This is a genomic window from Spirosoma liriopis (genome assembly GCF_023196085.1).
GTDB lineage: Bacteria > Bacteroidota > Bacteroidia > Cytophagales > Spirosomataceae > Spirosoma > Spirosoma oryzicola.
Genome location: NZ_JALPRF010000004.1, coordinates 276,642 through 300,757, shown reverse-complemented (window position 1 = coordinate 300,757; position 24,116 = coordinate 276,642). Strand labels below are relative to the sequence as shown.

Annotated in this window: 16 protein-coding genes and 2 pseudogenes; 11 read left to right on the top strand and 7 right to left on the bottom strand. The window is 48.0% G+C overall.

Translation table 11 applies throughout. From position 1 onward, the window contains the following. The 7 genes from M0L20_RS23480 to M0L20_RS23450 form a co-directional block, all read left to right on the top strand. On the top strand, positions 1-950 hold a 950-nt coding region (locus M0L20_RS23480; protein WP_248479448.1), incomplete at its 5' end, for a ScyD/ScyE family protein. 359 nt (positions 951-1,309) lie between these two features. Continuing rightward, positions 1,310-1,900: an RNA polymerase sigma-70 factor gene (locus M0L20_RS23475; RefSeq protein WP_248479446.1), complete on the top strand. Its 591-nt coding sequence runs from the start codon at positions 1,310-1,312 to the stop codon at positions 1,898-1,900. A gap of 185 nt (positions 1,901-2,085) precedes the next feature. Further along, positions 2,086-3,105, top strand: a complete 1,020-nt coding sequence (locus tag M0L20_RS23470; protein WP_248479445.1) for a FecR family protein — start codon at positions 2,086-2,088, stop codon at positions 3,103-3,105. Between the two features lie 215 nt (positions 3,106-3,320). After that, the gene (locus M0L20_RS23465) at positions 3,321-6,644 is read left to right on the top strand and encodes a SusC/RagA family TonB-linked outer membrane protein (RefSeq protein WP_248479444.1); all 3,324 of its coding nucleotides are present in this window, start codon (positions 3,321-3,323) and stop codon (positions 6,642-6,644) included. 18 nt (positions 6,645-6,662) lie between these two features. Then, positions 6,663-8,126, top strand: a complete 1,464-nt coding sequence (locus M0L20_RS23460; RefSeq protein ID WP_232563096.1) for a RagB/SusD family nutrient uptake outer membrane protein — start codon at positions 6,663-6,665, stop codon at positions 8,124-8,126. 84 nt (positions 8,127-8,210) lie between these two features. Continuing rightward, positions 8,211-10,214: an FAD-dependent oxidoreductase gene (locus M0L20_RS23455; protein WP_248479443.1), complete on the top strand. Its 2,004-nt coding sequence runs from the start codon at positions 8,211-8,213 to the stop codon at positions 10,212-10,214. A gap of 35 nt (positions 10,215-10,249) precedes the next feature. Further along, a complete protein-coding gene (locus M0L20_RS23450) occupies positions 10,250-11,953 on the top strand; it encodes an FAD-dependent oxidoreductase (protein WP_248479442.1) in 1,704 nt (567 codons plus the stop codon). 269 nt (positions 11,954-12,222) lie between these two features. Here the strand turns inward: M0L20_RS23450 and M0L20_RS23445 are convergent, their stop codons facing one another. Further along, positions 12,223-13,074 (bottom strand): helix-turn-helix domain-containing protein, encoded by an 852-nt coding sequence (locus M0L20_RS23445; RefSeq protein WP_248479441.1) that lies wholly within the window; start codon positions 13,072-13,074, stop codon positions 12,223-12,225. Positions 13,075-13,161: 87 nt separating this feature from the next. On the opposite strand from M0L20_RS23445, the pseudogene M0L20_RS23440 reads away from it, so the two are divergent. The 3 genes and pseudogenes from M0L20_RS23440 to M0L20_RS23435 all read left to right on the top strand — a co-directional run. Beyond that, positions 13,162-13,407 (top strand): annotated as a pseudogene (locus M0L20_RS23440) (alcohol dehydrogenase catalytic domain-containing protein); the annotation flags it as partial. 56 nt (positions 13,408-13,463) lie between these two features. Next, positions 13,464-13,532 carry a hypothetical protein gene (locus M0L20_RS30365; RefSeq protein WP_354004264.1) on the top strand — a complete coding sequence of 23 codons (69 nt, stop codon included), beginning with the start codon at positions 13,464-13,466 and terminating at the stop codon, positions 13,530-13,532. A 59-nt stretch (positions 13,533-13,591) separates the two neighbouring features. Further along, the gene (locus tag M0L20_RS23435; RefSeq protein WP_248479439.1) at positions 13,592-14,587 is read left to right on the top strand and encodes a YhdH/YhfP family quinone oxidoreductase; all 996 of its coding nucleotides are present in this window, start codon (positions 13,592-13,594) and stop codon (positions 14,585-14,587) included. An 83-nt stretch (positions 14,588-14,670) separates the two neighbouring features. Here M0L20_RS23435 and M0L20_RS23430 read toward each other — a convergent pair. The 6 genes and pseudogenes from M0L20_RS23430 to M0L20_RS23400 all read right to left on the bottom strand — a co-directional run bounded on the left by M0L20_RS23430 (position 14,671) and on the right by M0L20_RS23400 (position 23,137). After that, positions 14,671-15,429: pseudogene (locus tag M0L20_RS23430) on the bottom strand (FRG domain-containing protein). Positions 15,430-15,550: 121 nt separating this feature from the next. After that, entirely contained in the window at positions 15,551-16,519 is a 969-nt protein-coding gene (locus tag M0L20_RS23420; protein WP_248479436.1) for a TIGR03885 family FMN-dependent LLM class oxidoreductase, read from the bottom strand. 38 nt (positions 16,520-16,557) lie between these two features. Beyond that, on the bottom strand, positions 16,558-20,820 hold the full coding sequence (treY, locus tag M0L20_RS23415; RefSeq protein ID WP_248479435.1) for a malto-oligosyltrehalose synthase: 4,263 nt from the start codon (positions 20,818-20,820) through the stop codon (positions 16,558-16,560). 258 nt (positions 20,821-21,078) lie between these two features. Next, positions 21,079-21,942: a manganese catalase family protein gene (locus M0L20_RS23410; protein WP_232563131.1), complete on the bottom strand. Its 864-nt coding sequence runs from the start codon at positions 21,940-21,942 to the stop codon at positions 21,079-21,081. A gap of 488 nt (positions 21,943-22,430) precedes the next feature. Further along, on the bottom strand, positions 22,431-22,712 hold the full coding sequence (locus M0L20_RS23405) for a hypothetical protein (RefSeq protein ID WP_248479434.1): 282 nt from the start codon (positions 22,710-22,712) through the stop codon (positions 22,431-22,433). 224 nt (positions 22,713-22,936) lie between these two features. Next, positions 22,937-23,137 carry a hypothetical protein gene (locus M0L20_RS23400; protein WP_232563129.1) on the bottom strand — a complete coding sequence of 67 codons (201 nt, stop codon included), beginning with the start codon at positions 23,135-23,137 and terminating at the stop codon, positions 22,937-22,939. A 309-nt stretch (positions 23,138-23,446) separates the two neighbouring features. Here M0L20_RS23400 and M0L20_RS23395 point away from each other — a divergent pair, with 309 nt between their 5' ends. Beyond that, on the top strand, positions 23,447-24,028 hold the full coding sequence (locus tag M0L20_RS23395; protein ID WP_248479433.1) for an outer membrane beta-barrel protein: 582 nt from the start codon (positions 23,447-23,449) through the stop codon (positions 24,026-24,028). Positions 24,029-24,116 lie beyond the last annotated feature (88 nt).

The window sequence follows — 24,116 nt, the reverse complement described above, 5'->3', positions numbered from 1 at the left end:
CAGGTTGCCAAGTCTTCAAGGATCATATTAGTCCATCGCCTGTCACTCAGGTAGCGTCTGGTCTAGTCAGCCCGCTGGGTCTGGAGGCAGATAGCCAGGGTCAATTGTGGGTTACTGAAGCTGGCAGCGGAACGACAAACGACGGACAACTGAGCCTGATTACGCAAGACGGTAAGGTCTATCCAGTGGTTAAAGGATTTTCCTCGGAGGTAAGTCCCGAAGGGGCCGTGTTTGGCCTTAATCACCTGCTGCTTCAAGGTAACACGTTATGGCTGCTGCACGGGGTTGAAGGCCGATTATACCGGTTTGACATTACTTCATTCAAGCCAGGAGACGCTCCTCTGAATGCTGCTAATTTGAGTTATGAAGATATTGGCTCATTTGTCAAAGCCTACTCATTTCAATCCGATACCGATGCATCGGATGTGTTTAATCTGACCGTAGGGCCGGATGGCGACCTGTTTATAGTCGATGCTGCTGCTAATGCAATTATCCGTCGAAAAGCCACTACGGGCGCGTTCAGCGTATTTGCTACCATTCCACCTATCATTCATCCGGGCGGGGATACATTGGAAGCTGTACCAACGGGCATTGCTTTCGATGGCCGGAAATTTCTGGTCAGTAACTTCTCCGGTTATCCATACCCAAGCGGGCAGGCACCCATCTATCAGTTCGACCTGAATGGTAACGAGTCTACATTTCAGACAGGCTTAACGACGCTGACCGACATCGAACTGGGACCAGATGGACAGCCGGTCGTGCTTGAATACGGCCAATGGAATGGGCAGGGTTTCGACGAGCGTTCAGGCCGGATTGTTCGTTCATCGGTTCAGGCGAATACGGCCTTACTAAGCGGTTTAAACTTCCCTAATTCGATCAAGCGTGTTGGACCAACTACGTATTACGTCGCCCAGACGTTTGACGGCACTATTCAAAAAGTAACCCTTTAGCCCTTCTAACTACCTTTCTTATATGTGGTCTGATGGCTAGCTGATAGTGAACCTCTGTGGTTCAAACTACAAAAGGTACCTAAAGGCGCTAGACACGGCGGGGTTGGTTTCACAAAACCGACCCCGCCGTGTCTAGCGCCTTTACGCTTATTAGGCAGAGCCTGCTTTGCCTATACATTCGTGCGTCATTGATTACCAAGGATACTACTAAATTAAAAACATAGCACTAGCTTGATCGGTAAAAAATGCCTGAGAAAACGCGGTTATTATAATATAAAATTATTTCACATAACTTTATTGATCTAAAAGTCTGGTCGCTGTAGCGTCAGCATCCAATCAGGTTTCCTAATCCTACCAATATGAACGAAAGTATTCCGGAAATAGAGGAAGAAACGTTGCTGAATGGACTGCGCGCTGGTGAGCTAAACGCATTCCAAACCATTTATCAGCATTATTGGTATCCTTTATTTCTGGTCGCTTTCCGGAAGCTGAAAAATAAAGAAGTTGCTGAGGAGTTGGTGCAGGATATCTTCGTGAAGCTCTGGGAGCGAAGAGCTACGGTCCGGATAATCCACTTGCGCTATTACCTTTTTTCGGCTATCCGCTATGCCGTTATTGACCATATCCGGACTCAGATAACTCAAGAACAATACAATACCTACTACCGGGCCTTTCTGGTGCAGGAGGACGCTACAACCGAGGAAACCATCCTGGGCAATGAACTGCTGGCAATTCTGGAAGATGGTCTGGAAACACTACCCGAAAAGTCAAAGGAAATCTTTCGGTTAAATTATTTAGATAACTGGTCCGTCGCCAGAATAGCTACTCATTTGCATCTTTCGGAAAAAGCCGTTGAGTATCACTTGACCAAGGCCGTGAAGTTTCTACGAATGCACTGCAAAGAACACTTCATCATTCTGTTGCTCTACTATATTTTCTACTGTGAGTAATCCAGGCTTTCTATTAACTGACAGGTGGTATCTTATATATCTTCAATTGTATTATTCTAATTGATTAAGTGGTTTTATGTGATTATTCTATAACTGTTTCAATAAGTTTTAAAAGCATTTAGGGAAAGCGTCTTGTCAAACGACTTGTGTAAGGTAGGAGGGAGCAAAGCCTACCTGGAAGTAGTATGAACAAGGAAGAGTTTGGCCGACTGCTGTTGCGCTACCAGCGTGGCGAATGCACCGAACAGGAGGCCCGCCTGATTCATGAATGGTACGACCAGTTAGCGCACGATTCACAGGAAGCTTTATCACTGGAAGAGAAAGATCAGGCGGAACAGCGAATCTGGTCAGCGATCCGTCATCGCGCAGTCGAGGAGGCAGCACCCATAGTTCGTCAGCAACCGCTGGGACGAGAGTATTCGTTTGGTTTCTATGCCCGATTGGCCGCGTCAATCGCTGCTATTTCCTTGCTGGCTGCGTTGTATTTCAGTCGAGGTTATTTTACATCTCCCGTCAAGGAAACGGCTTACTTACCGTCAGGAAGCAATGTGCGGCATCTGACCAATTCGGGCGCTTATCCACAAACACTCGTCCTAGACGATAAGAGTATCGTCACGCTGATGCCAGGCGGCAGCCTGACCTATCCTAACGTATTTGCGGCTAGCCAGCGCGAAGTCCACCTGACGGGAAACGCCTTCTTCAAGATTACCAAAAATGCGCGTAAGCCCTTTCGGGTTTATAGCAGCAAGTTGGTAACGCAAGTGCTGGGCACCAGTTTTTGGGTGAAAAATGAAGTGAAACTAAATCGTATTGAGGTAGCCGTGGTCACCGGTAAAGTAGCCGTGTATGAACAACAGCAAACCGCTCGTAAACGGGTAACCTTGACGCCAAACCAGCAGGTGTCTTATTCGGCTGAAGCTCCCTGGCTCCAGACTGGTCTGGTCCGCAATCCAATTCCCATTGATTCTTCCGTAACAATCGCGTTTAATGATGTTCCGCTGACGGCTGTATTAAAGCGATTGGAAAAACGCTACGGTATTGCGTTAACGGCGCGTAACCGAAACATGCAATACTGCACCTTCACCGGCGATATTACCGATTTGACAATGGATGAGCAGTTGAATATTATCTGTCAATCCGTCAACGCCAGCTACGTCCGAAAAGGCACCCGTATTTTGATTAGCGGTTCTGGTTGCTACCCATAAACTGCTTTCTGTTGAAGTCTGTACTCACTTTAAATCCTTGAATTTCATGTAAATCACTTTTCTAATTTCTGTAGAAGCAAAAAAGCCGATAGTGTGCCACCACTACCGGCCAAGAAAGAACCCGCTTCTGTGCCACCAGAATTGACTTATTCGCTTTCGAGTAAGTGCGGGATTGTTTGTTCCATTTTTTCGCAAAAAAGAACTCGATTAAAAGTATGAAAAGAATTCGACACTTGAAATTGTGTGCATCCGTTGGCATGCTTATGAAACTGTCCCTGACCCAATTGATCCTTGCTCTATTACTTACTACGTTAACCTACGCGCATCCTAGTAGCGCGCAGGAAATTCTGGAGCGGACGATTGATCTGCAACTGGAAAAAACAAGTTTGCAGAACGTTCTAAACCAGATTGAAGTCCAGGCTTCCGTCAAGTTTGTTTACAGCAAAAAGATAATTCAGGCCGATCGGCTGGTGTCGATACGGGCTTCCAACGAGCGACTTCACGAGGTGTTGAAAACGCTTTTGGGGCCATTGTCCATTAGCTATCGCGTGGTTTCCGGACGGGTTCTGCTCACCCGAGAAGACATGCAGGGTGCCGTTCTGAATCCAGCAGTTCCTTCGGCGCTGGCGGTTTCGGGTACGGTCATTGACGATCAGAGTCAGGGCCTACCGGGGGTTAGTGTCGTTGTAAAAGGTACGCAAACTGGTACGGTCACCGACGTTAACGGACATTATTCAATCAATGCACCCGACGGAGCGGCAACGCTGGTTTTTTCCTTTATCGGTTATCAGACGCAGGAAATCGCCATAAACGGACGTACGGTAGTTGATGTTAAGCTCGGATCGGACGTTAAATCCTTGTCCGAAGTGGTTGTGGTTGGCTACGGCACCCAGAAGCGTAGTGATGTCACGGGTGCGCTTGCATCCGTCAGTAGTAAAGAACTCAATGCGTTTCCGGTTGTCAATGCCGCGCAGGGATTGGCGGGCCGGGCGGCTGGTGTGCAGGTTATTCAGAACTCCGGTGCGCCGGGTTCAAACATCAGCATTCGGGTACGGGGCGGCAATTCGCTGCTGGGTAACAACGAACCGCTGTACGTTGTCGATGGGTTTGCGCTTTCGGGGAGTCCTACGACAATTAACCCCGCTGATATTGAATCGATTGAAGTGCTGAAAGATGCGTCCGCTACGGCTATCTACGGATCACGCGGGGCCAATGGTGTTGTGCTGATTACGACGCGAACTGGTAAAAGTGGCTCCAACCGGGTGAATATCGACAGCTACGTAGGATTTCAGCAGGTACGCAAAAAACTGTCGTTATTGAACGCTACGGAGTTTGCTCAGATTGCCAACGAACGGGCAAAGAACGATGGCCTTCAACCTTATTTTACACCCGAACAGGTTAATTCGTTTGGTGAGGGTACCAACTGGCAGGATGCCATTTTCCGATCTGCGCCCATCCAGAACCACGTCGTTACGTTTTCGGGAGGTAGTGAAAAAACGCAATACTCCATTTCCGGCAGTTTTTTCGACCAGGACGGTATTGTTATTGGGTCCGGCTATCAGCGCTATTCCGTACGGGCGAATATCAACCAAAAAATCAATGATAAGCTGAAACTCAATTACTCCAGTGTATTGAGCCGGACTGGTAATCGGATGATTTCCAATGACAATAGTTCACGGGGGAATGGCGTGGTGTCCGCAGCGCTGACCGCTCCGCCAATGATTGCGCCCCGGGATGCCAATGGCAATTATTCGAACGTAGTGCCGTATTCGTTTAGTCCCAATGCTGCTGAAAACGCGGTGGCATTGGCGCTAGAGCGATTGAGTGAAAGGACGGGGAGCAGTGTATTAACGAATTTAGGCTTAACCTATGAGTTTATTCCCGGCCTAACATTACGCGTTTCGGCGGGGGTTGATTATGCAAACTCCCGAACCGATTATTATTCGCCGAGACTTTTCAAAGCGTCTCCGTCCGGGGTAGGTACTACGACTTATGAAACACGGACTAATTTCCTGAACGAAAATATTCTTAATTACACGAAGACAATCAATCAAGTTCATTCGCTAGCCTTCACCGGGGGAGTTACGTACCAAAGCGAACAGTTTAACCGGAACATAACGGGAGCTAGCGGTTTCACAACGGATGTGCTCTCAAATAATAATTTGCAATCAGGAAGTGTCATTCAAACACCGACTGTTCTTGTTACAAACTGGAAACTATTTTCTGGTTTGGCCCGTGCTAATTATTCCTATCGCGACCGGTATCTAGTTACGGCCAGCATACGGGCTGATGGTTCTTCCCGATTCGGTGTATCCAGCAAATGGGGGTATTTTCCGTCGGCGGCTCTGGCCTGGCGCGTCAGTGAAGAGCCTTTTATCAAAAGCCTGACCTACGTTTCCAACCTGAAACTGCGGCTGGGCTGGGGGCAAACAGGCAGTACGGCAATCGATCCGTACCAGACGCTCAATACATTGAATTCATCTCAGATTGTTTTGGGTAACGATTTGTACACCGGCTTCGCTCCTGGTAATACGCAGCCTAACCCTGATCTAAAATGGGAAACGACAAGCCAAACCAACGCTGGGATAGATTTTGGCTTTTTCAACGAACGGCTACGTTTCACAGCGGATTATTACGTAAAAAACACGAATGATCTGCTGGCAAATGTGCTGCTCCCGTCGTCATCCGGTTATTCGAGCCAGATTCAAAACTTGGGTACCATCCGCAATCAGGGTGTTGAACTTGATTTGGGCGGAAATATCTTAACCGGCGCGTTTAAATGGGATGCTAACGTCAATTTTGCTGCTAATCGCAATAAAGTTATTAAGCTTGCTTCGGGCAGTGACGTGTTTGGTCAGGCGCTGGACATTCCCCTCAACGTTTCCATTAACCTGGTGCGGGAAGGTCAGCCGGTTGGCGTTTTCTTCGGCTACCTGGAAGATGGGCTGAATGAAAATGGTACGATCAAGTACAAAGACCTTGACGGAAACGGCACGATCAATAATCTCGACCGTACAATTATCGGTAATCCAAACCCGAAATTCATCTATGGGTTCAACAATAACTTCTCTTTCAAAAACTTCACGCTGAACGTTTTCTTGCAGGGTGTACAGGGAGCAGACATTTTCAATTTTAACCTGTCGAATCAGGCCAACGCCTTCAATTTTGGTGAAAATCAGGTAAGGAGTTCACTCGATCGGTGGACACCGGAAAATCCGAATGTAAACGCCAAAAACCCGAAAGTAAGTATTAGTACGACCTTTCGCGAATCCAATCGCTTCGTCGAAGATGGCTCTTTTATGCGCGTCAAAAACGTGCGGCTGGGCTACAACCTGCCAGTTTCCAAATTGCAGATCAACTGGTTGAAAACCGCTCAGATTTACGCCAGCGCCCAGAATCTACTTACGTTCACCAAGTATTCCTGGTTTGATCCGGAAGTCAGCAGCCGGGGTGGAGCAGCATCGATTAGTGTAGGCATCGACCAGACTAGTTACCCCGTTGCCAAGACCTTCACGTTCGGAGTCAGTGTCGGATTTTAATTTTCAGCCGCCCAATTCATGAAAAAGATACTATTCATTATTGCCACTTTAGCCGTGTTTTCTTCCTGCGAAACCGCATTGGAAGAAGTTCCGGTTGATCGCCTGACCGAGGAGAATTTTTACCAAAATGCCACTGATGCCCGTTCCGCGACCTACGCTATTTACCAGGCAATCCGGGAGTTCGGCTATTATGGTACAGTACACCTGCTGGAACAGGAAGCCAACACCGACTACGCCAACGGACGTGGTTCTTACGCCATTATCAGCGAATACCAGGGGCTGGATGGAACAAACATCGGTCGGGTTGAAGGAATCTGGGCGTTTTGTTACCGGGCTATTCTGCGTGCCAATATTGCCCTGGAGCGTATTCCGGCCATTGCCATGAACGAAAATGATAAAAAGACGTTGCTGGCCGAGGCTCGGTTCCTGCGGGCGCTGGTGTATTATGACCTGGTACGTGGCTGGGGACCGGTACCGATCCGGACAGTCTCTAAAGGGTCAAACGACGTTGCTCGTTCCCCGGTAGCGGATGTCTACAAACTCATTCTGGATGATCTGGCGGTGGCTGAGGCCGACTTACCCGCAGCACCGGTTGTCGCCGGTCAGCCAACAAAATGGGCAGCCAAAACGTTTCTGGCTGATGTGTACCTGACGCGGGGAGAATGGGCGTTGGCGCGCGATAAAGCCAAGGAGGTGATGGACGCTAAAGTGTATTCGCTCGTTCCGGTACAAACGGTTGCCGACTTTGAAAAGATCTACGGAGCTACGGCCATCACTAGTTCAGAGGATATTTTTTCGCTGAAATACTCGTCGGCGGGTGGTCAGGGCTTCCAGTATCTGCTTTACATTCACGCAGAGAATACGCAATACTCACCGCCCGGTTTCCGCACCATTTATGCACGGCAGACGTTTCCGCTCATTGCTAACTGGGATGCTAAAGATTTGCGGAAGGAGTTCAATCTATACGGCCAATACGTAAACCGCACAACGGGCCAGACCATTACCTTACCCGTAAATGAGCCTTATCAGTTTCGCAAATTTAAGGACCCCTCTTCGGTTGCGGCCAACGCCAGTGGCAACGATCTTCCTATTTTCCGGTATGCCGATGCGCTCTTGATTTATGCCGAAGCAGCCAGCCAGGCCGCCGGTGGACCTGCTGCTGACGCCTATGCTGCTGTCAATCAGGTTCGGCGGAGAGCTTATGGTGTGGATATCAACACACCGAACGCTGCTGTTGATCTGGTTGGTTTAAGCGCGCAGGCGTTTCGGGATGCGGTGCTTCAGGAAAGAGCCTACGAGTTTATGATTGAAGGCAAGCGCTGGAACGACCTCAAGCGGTTGGGCGTCGACAGACTAAAAGCCATTATTCTGGCGGCTAAAGGCAAGACGGTTAAAGAGTCGCACCTGCTATGGCCCATTCCGAAAGTGGAGATTGACAACAACGGATTGATCAACGCCGAGGACCAGAATCCTGGCTACTAACTACTATTTAGAATTACGTTCAGGTGGTCGCACCAACTGCTGATCGCCTGAACCAATTTTTATCAACTGTCTTATTCTGTACTTATGAAAAAAACGGGGCTATACCTCCTGTGCTTGCTATTGCTAACACTTTCAGGCAACGTTCAGGCGCAGAACCAGTCGTACGATATCTGTATTTACGGCGGTACATCGGCGGGCGTCATCGCAGCTTATACCGCAAAGAAAACCGGAAAGACGGTACTGCTGATCGAACCGGGCCGGCATCTGGGTGGCATGAGTTCGGGCGGTCTGGGCTACACGGATATTGGGAACAAATACGCCATTACGGGATTGGCCAACGATTTTTACCGACGGATGGGTCAGCACTACGGCAAGTTTGAACAATGGATTTTCGAACCCAGCGTAGCCGAGAATCTTTTCAAGGACTATTGCAAACGGGGAGATGTTCCGGTTATATACGAACACCGGTTGGTCGATGTCGAGAAAAAAGGTATTACTATTCAGCAGATTACGCTCGAAAGCTCCACAAAGCCTACCAAATCTACCAACCGGACAATCCGGGCCAAAATGTTCATTGACTGTTCTTACGAAGGTGATTTGATGGCGAAAGCCGGGGTTTCGTACACGGTTGGGCGCGAGGCCAACAGCCAGTATAACGAAACGTTCAACGGCGTTCAGGTCATGGAAGGACACCAGATGCCCGAGGGTACGGATCCTTATGTCACACCGGGCGATTCGAAAAGCGGTTTACTATGGGGTATTCATCCAACAAGCCCGCAGCCCGCCGGATCGGGGGACAAAAAGATTCAGGCTTACAACTTCCGCATCTGCCTGACTAACAAACCGGAAAACAGGGTACCCATCACCAAACCTGACGATTACGACCCCAAGAAATACGAACTGTTGCTTCGGATTATCGAGAAACGGGGTTGGAAATCAATCAATAACGTTTTTATCTGGAGCCTGATGCCCAATGGTAAAACGGACATTAACAACCGAAATGGGTTCTCGACCGATATGATTGGTATGAACTGGGACTACCCGGATGCGGATTATACCACCCGTGCCAAAATCTGGAACGACCACGTTAGCTACTCCAAAGGGTTACTGTACTTTGTGGGCAATGACCCCCGAATACCGACGGCTATGCGCGACGAAATGCAAAAATGGGGCTACCCCAAGGATGAGTACACCGACAACGGTAACTGGACTCATCAACTCTACGTTCGGGAGGCCCGGCGGCTGGTTGGTGAACTAGTGATGACGCAGAATCATTGTCAGGGTCGCGAAACGGTAACGGACGGCGTGGGCATGGCGGCTTACACGATGGACTCGCACAACTGCGACCGGCAGATCATCGATGGGTTTGTGAAAAACGAGGGTAATGTCGAAAAGGGAGGCTTCGGGCCGTATCCGGTTTCATACCGCGCCATCATTCCCAAACAGAAAGAAGTTAGTAATCTGCTGGTTCCGGTTTGTTTGTCAGCCACGCACATTGCCTACGGCTCTATTCGGATGGAACCCGTGTTCATGGTGCTGGGTCAGTCGGCTGCGGTAGCTGCGGGTATGGCGATTGATGCCAAACAGTCTGTTCAAACCATTGATGTAAAAAAATTACAGCAACGACTGGCATCTAACCCACTTGCCGACGGAAGTGCGCCCGATATTCTGATAACCAGTGACAATGCCGCTCAGACAACGACGCAGGGAAGTTGGGTAAAACGTACATCCGGTGGTTACGGTCCTTCGTTTTTTGTCGATACGACGGGTCATCAGGAAGCAAAATCCATTCGCTTCAAACCCACCATTCCCAAAGCGGGTAAATACGCGATTTACACCTACGTACCCAAAGTGCCGAAAGCCGCTTCTCAGTCAACCATTGACGTCTTTGACGGTCAACGGAAAATGGAGAAAACGATTAGCAGTGCGGATGTGAAAGTAGCGGGTCAAACATCTGGCGAATGGGTGCATCTGGGCGATTATCAACTGCCCGCCGGAAATAACGCTTATGTTGAAATCACTAGTAAAGGCGCAACGGGTGCCGTTGTTGCCGATGACGTTCTGTTTGTTCCTGAAAAACGGCTATAACTTTTCTATTAGACCTAACACTTTATTGATTGACAATGACTAAACCCTCCTTTTCTGGATTAATATCTTCTGTTAACGAGTTCGTAGCAAGTCTGATTTTAAGCTGCTTAGCACTTTTGTTAACTGTTTTTACCGCTGCTAATGCCGCCCGACCAGTGGCGGTTCGACGCGCCGATGTCATTATTTACGGAGGAACGGCATCCGCCGTGACAGCCGCCGTTCAGGTAAAAAAAATGGGTAAGTCGGTGCTGATTGTTTCGCCGGACAAACACCTCGGGGGACTGTCGTCGGGCGGATTAGGCTTTACTGATACGGGTAATAAAGAAGTAATTGGAGGCTTATCCCGCGAATTTTACCAGCGCCTTTATCAGCACTATCAACAGGATTCGGCCTGGAAATGGCAGAAACGGGATGAGTACGGCAACAAAGGGCAAGGGACACCGGCTATCGATGGCAACGCTCGTACCATGTGGATTTTTGAACCCCACGCGGCTGAGCAGGTTTTTGAGGATTTCGTTCGGGAAAATAAGCTGACTGTTTACCGAAACGAATGGCTTGATCGGTCATCGAAGGGCGTTACAAAAAAAGGAAGTGCCATTCAATCGTTCCGTACGCTGAGCGGACAGATTTACGAGGGCAAGATGTTTATCGACGCTACTTACGAAGGCGACCTGATGGCCGCTGCGGGGGTACGTTACCACATAGGTCGGGAAGCAAACAGCGTGTATGGGGAAACTTGGAATGGCGTGCAGCCCAATGTGTTCCAGCACGGTCATTATTTCAAAGCCAACGTCAGCCCTTATAAAGTGCCAGGAGATCCCAAAAGTGGTTTACTGCCTGAAATCGCTCCGGATGGGCCGGGCGAAAAAGGGGCGGGTGACCATAAAATTCAGGCGTATTGTTTTCGGATGTGCATGACGAACAACCCCGAAAACCGCGTGCCGTTCCCGAAGCCCGAAGGGTACGACCCAACTCGTTATGAGTTGCTGGGCCGGGTATTTGACAGTGGCTGGCGCGAAACCTTCCAGAAATTTGATCCAATCCCGAACCGTAAGACGGATACCAATAACCACGGGCCGTTCAGCAGCGATTATCTCGGTAAAAATTATGATTATCCCGACGCTACGTACGACCGTCGGCGGCAGATTATCCGGGATCATCAACTGTATCAGCAGGGGTTGCTATACTTCATGGCGAATGATAAACGCGTTCCGGATGACGTTCGGCAGGCGGTAAGTCAGTGGGGACTGGCGAAGGATGAGTTTACGGATAACGGCAACTGGCCGCACCAGATTTATGTTCGCGAAGCCCGGCGGATGCTCGGTATGTTTGTGATGAAAGAAGCCGACGCGCTGGGGAAAACGGATGTGCCCCAACCCATCGGCATGGGTTCCTACGCACTGGACGCGCACAATGCCCAGCGATACGTCCGGCCAGATGGTTTTGTGCAGAACGAGGGAGATATTGGCGTACATCCTGATAAACCTTATTCCATTTCTTACGGCTCTATTTTGCCCAAGGAGTCTGAATGCAATAACCTGCTGGTGCCGGTCTGCGTATCCAGTTCACACATCGCCTACGGTTCGATTCGGATGGAGCCGGTCTTTATGATCCTAGGCCAGTCAGCCGCTACTGCTGCCGTCCTTTCGATTGACAACAAGGTAGCGCCCCAGCGGTTGCCTTACGCTACCTTACAAGCGGTGCTTCTGAAAGATCAGCAACGATTGACTTTGTATTAAGCCGCACCGAATACTACAACCTTTAAGAGCTTCATAAAGTGACTTTCCAGAAAAGTATACTACAACCAGAGGATGATAGAAGTCTTCTGGTTGTAGTATACTGTATTGGCTCCATTTCCCGGATCTTTTAGCAGAACAAAGGCTTTTCTAAATCTTTAATACATTCCCACATTGTAAAAAAAAGAATTTGTTAAAAATGCAAGTTCCGATAAGCCTTACTTATTGGACATAATAATTTTTCAATGTTGGTGGAATGGGCAATCTAGTAATTAGTTCGATGCAACACGTGACCCATTCTTACGAAATACAGTCGGACTTAATCCTTTCTGTTTTCTGAAAAACTTGTTGAGATGACTTTCATCAGTGAAGCCTAGTTCTGCGGCAATTTCATTGATGCGCATAGCACTATGTAATAGCCGAGCTTCGATTAGCTTCGTTCGGTAGTTGGTAATGTATTGCTGAAGAGTTACACCCGTGTGTTTCTTGAAATATCGCCCTAGATAGGTTTCGGAGATGCCGAAATGTTGGCTAACTGCTTCCGCCCTGATTTTTTCGGGTTCGTAGATATGGTTCTGAATGTAATTTAGGATAGCTAAAGCCCGCTCATCCGTTTGGGCGTTCGTCTTTTCGGGCATGTAGCGCGCGATGTTACGGGCTACAATCACAATCAATGTATTTACTAACTGGCCGATCAACTCCTGGTTGTACAGGTCACGATTGACATACTCACGAATAATAGCTTCTACTATCGGTCGTACCAACTGTTTATCTGGTAAGTTTTTCAAAACGCAGCCCGGTTGGTGGTTAGCGTTTTGGAGAATAAACTCAAGCCGTTGAATGTCTTCGGTGTGAAATGCTTTTGATTTTATATAGATATCCGTGAAGCGTAGGAAAAAGAACTCCGTTGTCGTTTCAATATCGAACGAATGACAATCGTCCGGCGTCAGCAAAAACATATGACCGGTTCGGTACGAAAACCGATTCTGGTTGATGCATTGAATCCCCGTACCCGAAATAACGTAGACCAGTTCAAAGAACAAATGCCGATGTTCCTCCTTTGGATACTCATCAAGCGTTTTATAAACGATCTCGAACGGCTGATGAAGACTTTCTCGTTTCATGGTTTAAAAGTACTGATTTAAAGAAAACTTATACCGTATATGCTATGATGATACGGTATAAGTTTGCACCTTTAATCAACTAATGACATGAGAGCAATCGTACTAAATGAATTTGGGGGTGTCGATCAACTTGTAATCACAGACGTGCCAAAGCCAACAATAAAGGAAGATGAAGTCCTTATCAAGGTAAAAGCAATTAGTATTAATCCTGTTGACGTAAAAACCAGAGCGGGCAAAGGCATTGCCGGACGGCTGCGGGATAACCGTCCGCTTATTATCGGTTGGGATATTTCCGGTACCATCACTGAGGTGGGCGAGCAGGTCACCGATTTTAAAATTGGCAGGGAGCGCTCAAATCCCACGTTTCGCAGACCTATTCATTCGATAACATGGAAAAGGCCCATTTACAGCAGGAGACGGGTAAAACAAAAGGCAAACTGGTCATTACGTTAGATTAAAACATGCGTTAAGCCATTAACGTTTAGATTTACTGCCGTATAATCGTTGCTCGTTGACTATGGATAAAACCTTTCAGTGCCTGCTCGTTTCTTCGAATGAAACAGGTGGCTACGACACCACAATCTCTACGAAACAGGTAATCGATTTGCCCGCTAGAGACGTATTGATTCGAGTTCACTATTCTTCGTTGAATTACAAAGATGCTCTATCCGCTTCGGGTAACAAAGGTGTAACGAGAAGCTATCCGCATACACCGGGAATAGACGCTGCGGGGGTTGTCGAGGCTTCCCATAGCGCCCACTGGCAACCAGGTGACGAAGTTATTGTTACCGGTTTCGATCTGGGAATGAATACCAGCGGAGGGTTCGCTCAGTACATTCGTGTACCAGCAAACTGGATTGTTAGACGGCCTGAATCGCTGACACTGCGGGAGAGTATGATCTACGGAACTGCTGGATTCACAGCCGGATTGAGTGTAGCCGCTCTGCTCAAAAACGGTTTAACTCCTGATCATGGAACCGTTTTGGTGACAGGCGCTACGGGTGGCGTAGGCTCGGTTGCGGTCGGTATTTTGCACCGACTGGGGTTTGCCGTAATAGCCGTGAGCGGTAAGGCAACTGCCCACGACTTTTTGACTTCACTCGGAGCGACTGACATTATTCCGCGTTCGGATATGGACGATACGTCTGGTAAAGCCTTGTTAAAATCTCGTTTTGCCGGAGCTATTGATACCGTCGGTGGTAATGTATTGGCTACGGTCATTAAGAGCACCGAATACGGTGGGACCGTAACCTGCTGCGGTAACGTCAACGGTGGGGATCTACCTCTTTCTGTCTTTCCTTTTATTTTACGGGGTGTTCAATTAGTAGGGATCGATTCCGTGCAATTTCCCATTGATCAGCGAGCGGCTGTTTGGGAGCGCTTAGCTAATGACTGGAAACCCGCTGCCCTCGAATTGATGACGTATGAGATTGGCTTAGCTGCGCTTCCTGAAGCTATTCAGACGATTTTGAAAGGCCAGATGCAGGGACGCACTTTGGTCAGAATCGATTGAAACTTTATTTCAAACCCAAACTGGTGACCGATTATATTGATTCATGTACGATGCAATCGGTCACCAGTTTGGATTTTTTCCATTTACCGCAATAGCTCGTCTGAGTTATTCAGCACCTGGCGATCTACGGCCTGCATGTATTGCCTTCGTAACCAGCGACTGAGACCATCTAATCCGGGGAAAAGGACTCGCTCGTTAATGTTGGCCTGATCAAGCTTATCCCGAATTTCCCATTTCAGTTCTTGGGCAACCCGAATTTTTCGGTACGTATCGGGTCGTTCGTTTAACCAGCTTTCTAAACCGATCGTTGGGTTAGACATAACGGAAAACAGGGCGTATTGATTAACGATACGATCATCAATTGATGGCGGTTCGAAAAACAACGCAAAAGTGTTATCGGCCTGAGCGTCAAAGTCCCGCAACGAAAGAATATCACTCAGCATGTCTATTGTAAACACGTCTGCTCCTTCTTCCGCCAGCAAATGACTCAGGGCTTTTGGCAGTTCTTGATGCACTTTTTTATAATCCAGGCACCAAATAACGCCGTCTCGGTCGTAGAGTTCTACGTCCGCCGTAACGAAATGGAGAGCCACATAAGGCGAAAATGTCCAATCCATCAGGCGCGTTGGTAAGCCATGATGTTGTGCGACCGAAAGCCAGTACCAGAAGGAATCTCAGTCAACTACATTATGAAGCGCATACTTCTTAAAGTTGCGTAACAAATGGCCTTCGATCTGATCGCAGTTTTCGCTCATCCGCATCAACGATGTGTTCAGCGTATACGACTCGTCAGGTAATCCCCGAAAGGCAAATGGCGGCCGAAAACGTTGGATGGTTGGCATCCAGGCGTCTTCGTACAAATACTCCATGAGCTGATTCCAGGATGTGGCGCGTACTTGATTCATAACAGAGGAAAGTAGAATAGGTAAACGGCCCGGAGCAAGGACAAGTAACGACCACGTCTTAACTTTTAGGTTGCAGCGATGGTAATACGTGTTGACCGAAATCAGCAATAAACTGCTCGTGTTCCAGATTGACGTTGTGCAGAATCAGCTGTTCGAAACCCATGTTCAAGTCGTCCTGTAGCCAGGCCATGTGTTGCTGAACATCGGCAGAGATACGTACCATCTTATCAACCTCTTGCAGATTTACCATCTCCCCCGCCATATCAAACTGATCAGGCGTCCGCAATTCCGTTAGCATCGCGTTGGGGAAAATGTTGGACCGCCACTGGTCGTAAGCTCCCTGCTGAGCGGCTTCTTTGGTTGCTGCGTAAGATAGCTGAACTTTCAAATGCATCGGTTTGCCCTCACCACCACCGCGCCGGAAAGCGTCAACAACCTCTTGCAACTTTTCTTTCGGTTGCGATATTGTCAGCAGCCCGTCGGCCCAGCTACCAACCCATTCGGCTGTTTTACTCGTTACCGCTGCGCCAAACAGTAGCGGTTTTACGTCCGGACAGGTGTAGAGTTTAGCTTCTTCAACCGTAACAAGGCCCTTATGGGAGACCGTTTCACCCGCCCACAGCGCTCGCATAATGTCGACGCATTCTTTTAAGCGGGCGTTACGATCGGCTTTCGACGGCCATTTGTCGCCAGTTATGTGTTCATTGAGCGACTGGCCTGTTCCTACCGCAATCCAAAAACGCTCGGGAAACATTTCTGCCAGCGTAGCGGCCGCCTGAGCGATAATAGCGGGATGGTATCGTTGTCCGGGCGCATTCACCACGCCAAAGCTTAGCGAGGTAGCCTGCAAAGCGGCTCCCAGCCATGACCAGGCAAAGCCACTCTCGCCCTGGCGATTGCTCCAGGGGTTGAAATGATCGGACGAGGACGATGCGGTAAAGCCTGCCTGTTCGGCCCGTTTTACGTAGTCTAATAAAACACTAGGTTTAAATTGCTCGTGCGAAGCGTGATAGCCAATCTTAATCATGTACTGTCGATGAAATAAGTTGCGTACTGTATTTTATTCTAAAAGCGGTTATAGATCTCCGTCCACTCTCGTAGCTGTTCTTCAGTTTGAGCGGTAATCTGGCCGGGTACTAATCGCCAGGTCCAGTTGTTGTCAGCCGAAGCTGGGTTGTTGATGCGGGCGGACTCATCTAATCCTAGTACATCCTGAATGGGCAGAATGGCCGTTTGAGCGACCGATGCGTAGGCCATCCGAGACAAAATCTGATGGACGTTGTCGGCTGTTACGGAAAGACCAACGTAGCGCTCCAACTGCTTCTGTTGCGTCTTCTTATTATCTTGCCGAAACCAACCCCGGCTCGTGTTATTGTCATGCGTCCCGGTGTACGCAATTACATTTGGAATGTGATTGTGCAGGTTATTGACCGACTTAGGCATGTCCTCACCGTAGGCAAACTGGAGTACTGCCATTCCTGGTAATCCAAACGCGTCGCGCAGGTCATAAACCGCCTGATCAATCTTACCTAAGTCTTCGGCCACAAACGGTAGTTCGCCTAGTTCGTCGCGGAGGACCGTGAATAGTTCGGCTCCCGGACCGGGCTGCCAGGTCCCATTGATAGCTGTCTTTTCGTCGGCGGGTACTTCCCAGTAGTCAGCGAAGGCGCGGAAGTGGTCTAGCCGCAACAGGTCGTATCGTTCCATGTTTTTACAGAGCCGATCAATCCACCACCTGTAGCCTTGTTTTTTCAGAACATCCCACTGGAAAGTAGGCATACCCCAAAGCTGACCATTGGCATTGAAATAGTCAGGCGGAACCCCCGCCACACGGGTCATGTTGCCCTCGCCGTCAATACTGAACAGGTCTGGATGCGCCCATACATCTACCGAATCGTAGCTAACGTAGAAAGGCAGGTCACCAAACAGTTCAATGCCCAAACTGTTGCAATAGGATTTCAAATGATTCCACTGGCTGGCAAAAACAAATTGAAGCCATTTAACCTTCATTAATGAATCTTCATTCTGCTTCGTAAAAGCGTCGAGCGCTTTCTTCCGTCGGAGTTTGTATTCCTCTTGCCACGTATACCACGGCTGGTTATTATGCTGCTGCTTTAAGACAAAATACAAGGCGAAGTCATCCAGCCAAGCCGATTCGTTCTGACAGAACTGACTGAATTGCTTTGTTTGAGCGGAGGTCTGCCGATGTTTAAAGGTCTGATAGGCTTTGTCAAACAGCTGTTCTTTTACCCGCTGAACGTCGGCAAAGTCAGTCCGACTCGTTGATGGCAAAACTGCTGTTTTTAGCTCTTCCTGAGTCAGCAAACCTTCTTTAACCAGCAAATCAGGGCTGATCAGTAACGGGTTTCCGGCCATACTTGAGTTGGTACTGTAGGGCGAATAACCTTGTCCGGGATCGATGGGGTTGAGGGGTAATACCTGCCAGTAACGTTGGCGACTGCGGCTGAGAAAATCGGCAAACGACGAGGCTTCGGGACCAAAATCACCGACGCCATAAGGCGATGGTAATGATGTGATCGGTAATAATATGCCAGCGCTACGCGTACAACTTGGCTGGTTGAGCTTAATAACGGCCAGCGGTATAAAGTCAAACACGTCTGAAACCGCGATGCCTTTTTCGATTTTACCCGTTCGCTTAACTAACTGATGCTGCCATTCAGTAGGTGCTTCATCCGGTAAGACTATTCGAGTGTTTGCCCAATCCAGAGAAACCGCATCGGTCTGCTGTTCACGGCACAATTGCGCTAATCCCAGCGGAACGGCTACTACACACCAGCTTTGTCCATAACGCCGGGCAAAGGCCAGTACGTGTTGCTTGTAGCGCCCTTCCACTTGTAGCGGAATGTAATGTCCATTGGCAAAGAGATCGGCTTGTTTCTTTCGCTCGGAAAGAAGAAGATGGACCAGCAACAGTTTGATGCGGGCATCGTAACGGCTCTCCCATAACTCCGGCCAACGGTTATCAGAGTCGCCAGTCGTTAATTCGTCCAGCCAACGCTGACGCTGATCAAAATCGACGGGGCGCCGATTGTCAGGATCAACCAGACTAAGGTCCCACCCTTCGCAACCCTGATACACGTCGGGCAGACCAGGACACGTACATTTGAGTACCAACTGCGCCAAAGAATTGATAATCCCCAGATCCGCTATTTGTCGATGAAACGATTCAAACCGCTTCCAGAACGGCTTTTTCTTATCTAACAGATTTAGCGCAAACGTTTTTGTGGCTTCCTCGTACGCTTCGTTAGGCTCGGTGTAGGTTGATTTCCGTTTGGCTTCGCGCAGGGCTTTTTGTAAATATTCGCTCAATCGCTCCGGAAAACTTTCTTCATCCTGACTAGGAGCCGACGCACTTTTACCAGCTTTAGCGGGAGCATCGATGCTAGGCATTGGGTAAGACCCAATCAGCGTCTGGTAAATGAAATATTCGTCGTTTACATCTGGAGAATCGTCTTGCTTTAAATCATTGTTGAGTTGCTGCCAGGTCTGCACTTCGTCGAACCACTCATCGGCCAAATCCGTCAGTACATTGAGCCGACTCCGAACATCTTCGCCCCGCTTGGTGTCGTGGGTCGATGTAGCGTTGAGTGATAACGGCCAACGCGCTTGCCGGTCGAGCATCTTCTGATGGAAATCGTCGGTTTTTAACCCAAAAAATTCCGGTGAATCACCTACTTCGTCGTGGCCTATAAAGCGATTGTAAGTGTACATAAGCGTATCTTCTACGCCTTTGGCCATCAACGGACCTGTAAACTGCATACTGCGCTGATAAAAACGCAAGGCCCGCTGGTTGTATTCATCATCGCCTTCCTTCGGTTTGACCAATAAGGCTTCTTCCAGAAGATCGGCGGCTGGCGAAAGGGTTGCTTTTTTACGAACCTGATCCAGAATACCTTGAATAGCCCCTGACTCGGTCTCGTCCAGCGGTAGTTGATTACCATAATACCGGTAAACCGGACACTGAATCAGAAACTCACCAATGGCTTCTTTTAGCCGATTTTCCGGAAGATTGGCCAACCGGTCTTCGTCGATAAGCTTTAGATCCAGGAATAGTCGGCAAAGGTTTTCGCGCTCACCCTGCATGTGCTCGTTGAGGATATACGCTTTCTTGTCGTGCAATTCCTGATGAACGACCTGCTTCTCGCCGAGCAACTTGGTGTAAAATTGGGTAAACTTCCGCTGGCTACCCGTTTTTGTAAATAGGTTATTGACCAGTGACAGAAACTCGTAGCCCGTTGCCCCCTGAATAGGCCAGTTGGCAGGCAGGTCTTCACCGGTTTCCAGAATTTTCTCGACCACAATATAAGCATCGTCTCCTGCCAGTTCTCGCAGTCGTTCCAGATACTGAGTCGGGTCGTACAAGCCGTCGATATGATCAATGCGCAGGCCCTGAAATACACCCCTTTCGAGTAGGTGCTTGGTATGATTATGGACGTGTTCAAAGACGGTTTGGTCCTGAATATTCAGACAGATGAGGCTATTGACGGTAAAAAAGCGCCGGAAATTGATCTGGTAATCCGTTTCGCCGTAAAAGCAAAGTTGATACACCTGCTCATCCACAACCTGTTTGAGCAACGCCGGATTAGTATTCACCGCTTTCAAACAAGCTTTCAGGTAATTTCTTGCTTTAATGTCGCTTTGCCATTTGTCCAGATCAATCTGAAAGGCTGTGCAACGCAGCGCGTAACGCTTGACATCGGTTATTTTTTGCAGCTCGTCTAGTTGGGTCAGTAATTCATCTGGTACCTGGTCCGACTTATTTCCGGCGGCTCTCAGAATAGCAGCATACGAACGCAGGTGTATTGGATAAGCCGTATCGTAGTAAGCCAGGACCAAACGATTATCCTGATAATCAACAGTTAGTTCGTTGTTTTGAAGCGCGTCTTCAAGTGAAGCGCCCAAAAATGGCACCATCAATTTGCCATCGTGAACGGGATTCGCCCAGTCAATGTCAAAGAAGTTGCCGTATAAGGATAGCTGTCCTTTCTCGAGCACGTCCATCAGCCAGCGGTTGGCTGGATCGAAAGCCATGTGGTTAGGCACAATGTCCTGTAGCCAGTTGATACCACGCTCGGCTAGCTGCTGATGAATTGATTGGAGCTGTTCTTCCGTGCCGATCTCAGGGTTGATTCGCTGGGGATTGACGGAATCATAACCGTGCTGGCTGCCGGGTACCGCTTCAAATATTGGTGAAGCATAAATCGTTTTGACGCCTAGCTTGTCCAGGTACGGAATAATACGCTCGAAATCGCGAAAGGTAAAGTCTTTATGAAATTGAAGTCGGTACGTTGAAATTAGGTTCTTCATAACGTTAGTTGATCTGGCATCCTGTAGCCAGAACGATCGAAATAGTAGGCCAGAAAGACCAGATTCACTGGCTGACCAAGGATATAACGCATTTTAGACCAAGTCAGCCGACCATAATTTGAGCAAAGTTGCTTAAGTAAGCGAATGGCCCTGTTTATGAAGGGAGTAAATAAGCTACCCAAAAAGGGCTTAAATGAACTGAGCCATCACTCTGTCCGTAGACCGACCAATGGCTCAGCGTATGGGCAAACTAGCGATCTAGCTTTTGTCGTTGGCCTTCTCGATCTGCTCAATTTGGGCGTGACCCTGCGGAATAGGGGGTGCCAGCATAGGCTCGTCGCCAAGCGGTTGTGCCTTGATTTCGCGGAATTCGCTACGACCGTCGAGTGATGTTCCTTGTGTCCACCGGGTGTTGTGACCAACAGTCGGGCTATCTGGATCGATGTTCGTGTTCACGAATGCATAGCTAAATTCCTGGTGTTCCTGGCTCTGAGGGAAGCTATTCGGAATGGGTAACACGCCATATTGATTGCCGTGGCCCAACTCTTCCAGAACGGCCAGCCATTGCTGCTGGTGCATGGTATCCCGCGCGATTAGAAAAGACAGCATGTCTTTCATACCGGCATCGTCGGTTAGTTCGTAAAGCCGGGTTGCCAGGGTCCGGCCAGTTGCTTCGGCCATTACGTTAGCGTACATATCAGCGGCTGTATTTCCCGAGCTTACTACCCAGGACCCGTTGAATGGTACGCCATTAGCATCTGCAGCCAACGCGCCTAATCCACCGGATAGAAACTGCCGGGGATCACCACCACCAACAATTTTTTCTAAAATAGGGTCGTTGCCAACGATGGTATCAATAACACTGCTCGACGCTCCTTCAAGGTTTAAACAAACCGCCGTAGCCAGCATCTCGATGTGGGATATTTCTTCCGTACCTGTATTCAACAGCATATCGCGGTAGCGTACTGGACCACGCGAGTTCCAAGCCTGGAATAGGTATTGCAAGCAAACTCGTATCTCTCCTTCTACGCCACCAATGGCCTGTTGCAAGGCGCGGGCAAATTGCGGATTAGGCTTATCAACTCGTACTTTATACTGGAGCTTTTTGTCGTGATAAAACATCGTTTTTTAGCGGTTTATTGGTTTGTTTACGTTGTGATCCCACTCGTTCGAGATCCGTCTAATTAATGTATGGATCTGAATTTTGTCCTTAAAATTTTTAAAGGAATAAGGAAACGGTACCTGCTACCTCGCTGCGAGAACAATAAAATAATCATGTGAAGCAGGTTGCAATAAAATGATTTGATGAGCTTTCCAATGAGATAGCATTCTTATAATTAGACCTTTAGAATCGGATTTAAAGCTGACTGAACTTTTCCGGTATCGTAAACCGACAGGGTAAGATTTGAAAAACTAACGTCATAACGCTGTCCGCTTCGTTTGCGGAAATGGCCATTACCTCATCGCCGTAGGTGAACCTTTACTCTTGCCCTGGCCAATTCGGTTTTACAGGTAAGTATTTTCTAGAAGCTCTTGTTGATTTTGTCAACAAAAAATGCCCGTCTCGAAAAGACGGGCACAGCGTAGGAAGTGAATGGGGTTAACTAATACTATAGCTTTTCTTTAACCACTTTAACGTCTTTCTTAGCTTGATCCTTGATCAATTTCTCTTCGGCTTTCATATGAGCCTTACGATCCGCTTTTAAAGCCGCTTCGTCGCCCACCATCTTGTCGGCTTTCCGGGCAGCTTTATTCATCTTCAAGTCAGCCTTGTCAGCCGCAACCTGCGCTTTTGCTTCAGCGGTAGCAGCCTTTTTTTTGACATCCTGAGCATGGACAGAATTGATAGCTAATAAAGCCAACATGGCAAACGGAATGAGCATTTTTTTCATGGCAATAGAAAGAAAAATAATGTAGCGAATGAGTATTTTTATTACACTCTCATTAACAATACATACAGGTGGGTGTTTGGAGATAGCAATTAAAAATTAATTAACATTCTTTGACGACTTTAGCTAATCTTTTCTATAGATTTAACATAAATAATACGTTTTAAAAAATAAAAACCCCCGACAAACTTTGTCGGGGGTTGGCATATAAAGCAGTGCTATTAGACTTATTTTTTTATAGAATCAGGCATAACAATTTTAGCCGAATCCGTGATAACTTCCATGCTATCACCACTTACGATCGTTTCGCTTTCAACAACGGTAGCTGTGTCTTGAGCCGTTTGTTCGGATTCCGTTTTCTTCGATTGGCAGGAAAAAGCCAAGGTAAACATGGCAGCAACAAACAAGGCTGATTTAATGATTTTCATCAGGTATGTGTATTAATAATGGTGAATAAATCACCTTTAATGCACGCGTCTATAAAAAGTAACCCATCCTTAAGCAAGATTTAATTTCGTTACTCAACCGTGCGTTAATAGGTAAGTAAAATTCCGCGTCCATTTACACCAACGGCTTTCTTGTTTACACAACAAACTTTTGAGATGAGGGAGTCTGTTTTGCTGATAAGGCAACCGTTTTATTGACTCGATAGATGTTAAAAAGGCTTAAATGCTGTGTGTACCTTACAACTACATCAGCACTGGACGTATCTCTGTGGTAAACAAACCGTGTTTATTATGAGATGGCATCTAGTACTTCTTTACGTGGCTCTACCTTTAGTCGGTACAACCCAATCCTTGCCCAATGACAAGCAAAATGACTTATTGGGAAAAGGCCATTGGAACGTCGGCTTTTCTGCTGGACAAGGATACAGCGGGAGTCGCCAAACAACGACTTCTTTCAGTCCCCGGCTCCACTATTTCCTGGCTGATGGATGGTCTGTTGCACTCGAAGGTCGTTACGTAAAAGCAACTTCATCCGACTTCCCTCGATCGTACCCCTTTCGCTATGCAGGAGCAGGTTTATCGACTCGATACTATTTTCTGCGGGGAAACCGGTTTGCCCTTTTTGCGCAACTGGGGGCATTGTATGGGCAAAGCAAATATGATAGGTATGATCCAATTGATCCCTACGCAACGATGAATGGTGTGCGTAACAGCAATTGGCAGACCAACGCTGGTTTGGGAGCGCACTACCGATTAGGAAAACGCTGGTCGTTAGAAGCAACGGCTGAGCGGAGTTGGATAACCTCGTCTTATCTGACACCTGATTTTAGCCGTTGGCAGGCAAGCGTAGGTATCAATTACCGATTACGATAAAGTATAGAATGAATCATTGGAACGGCGCTCTTAAAAAGGTCCAAGAGCGCCGTTCTAATTAACAATGATCCTCTTAACTACACTGTTT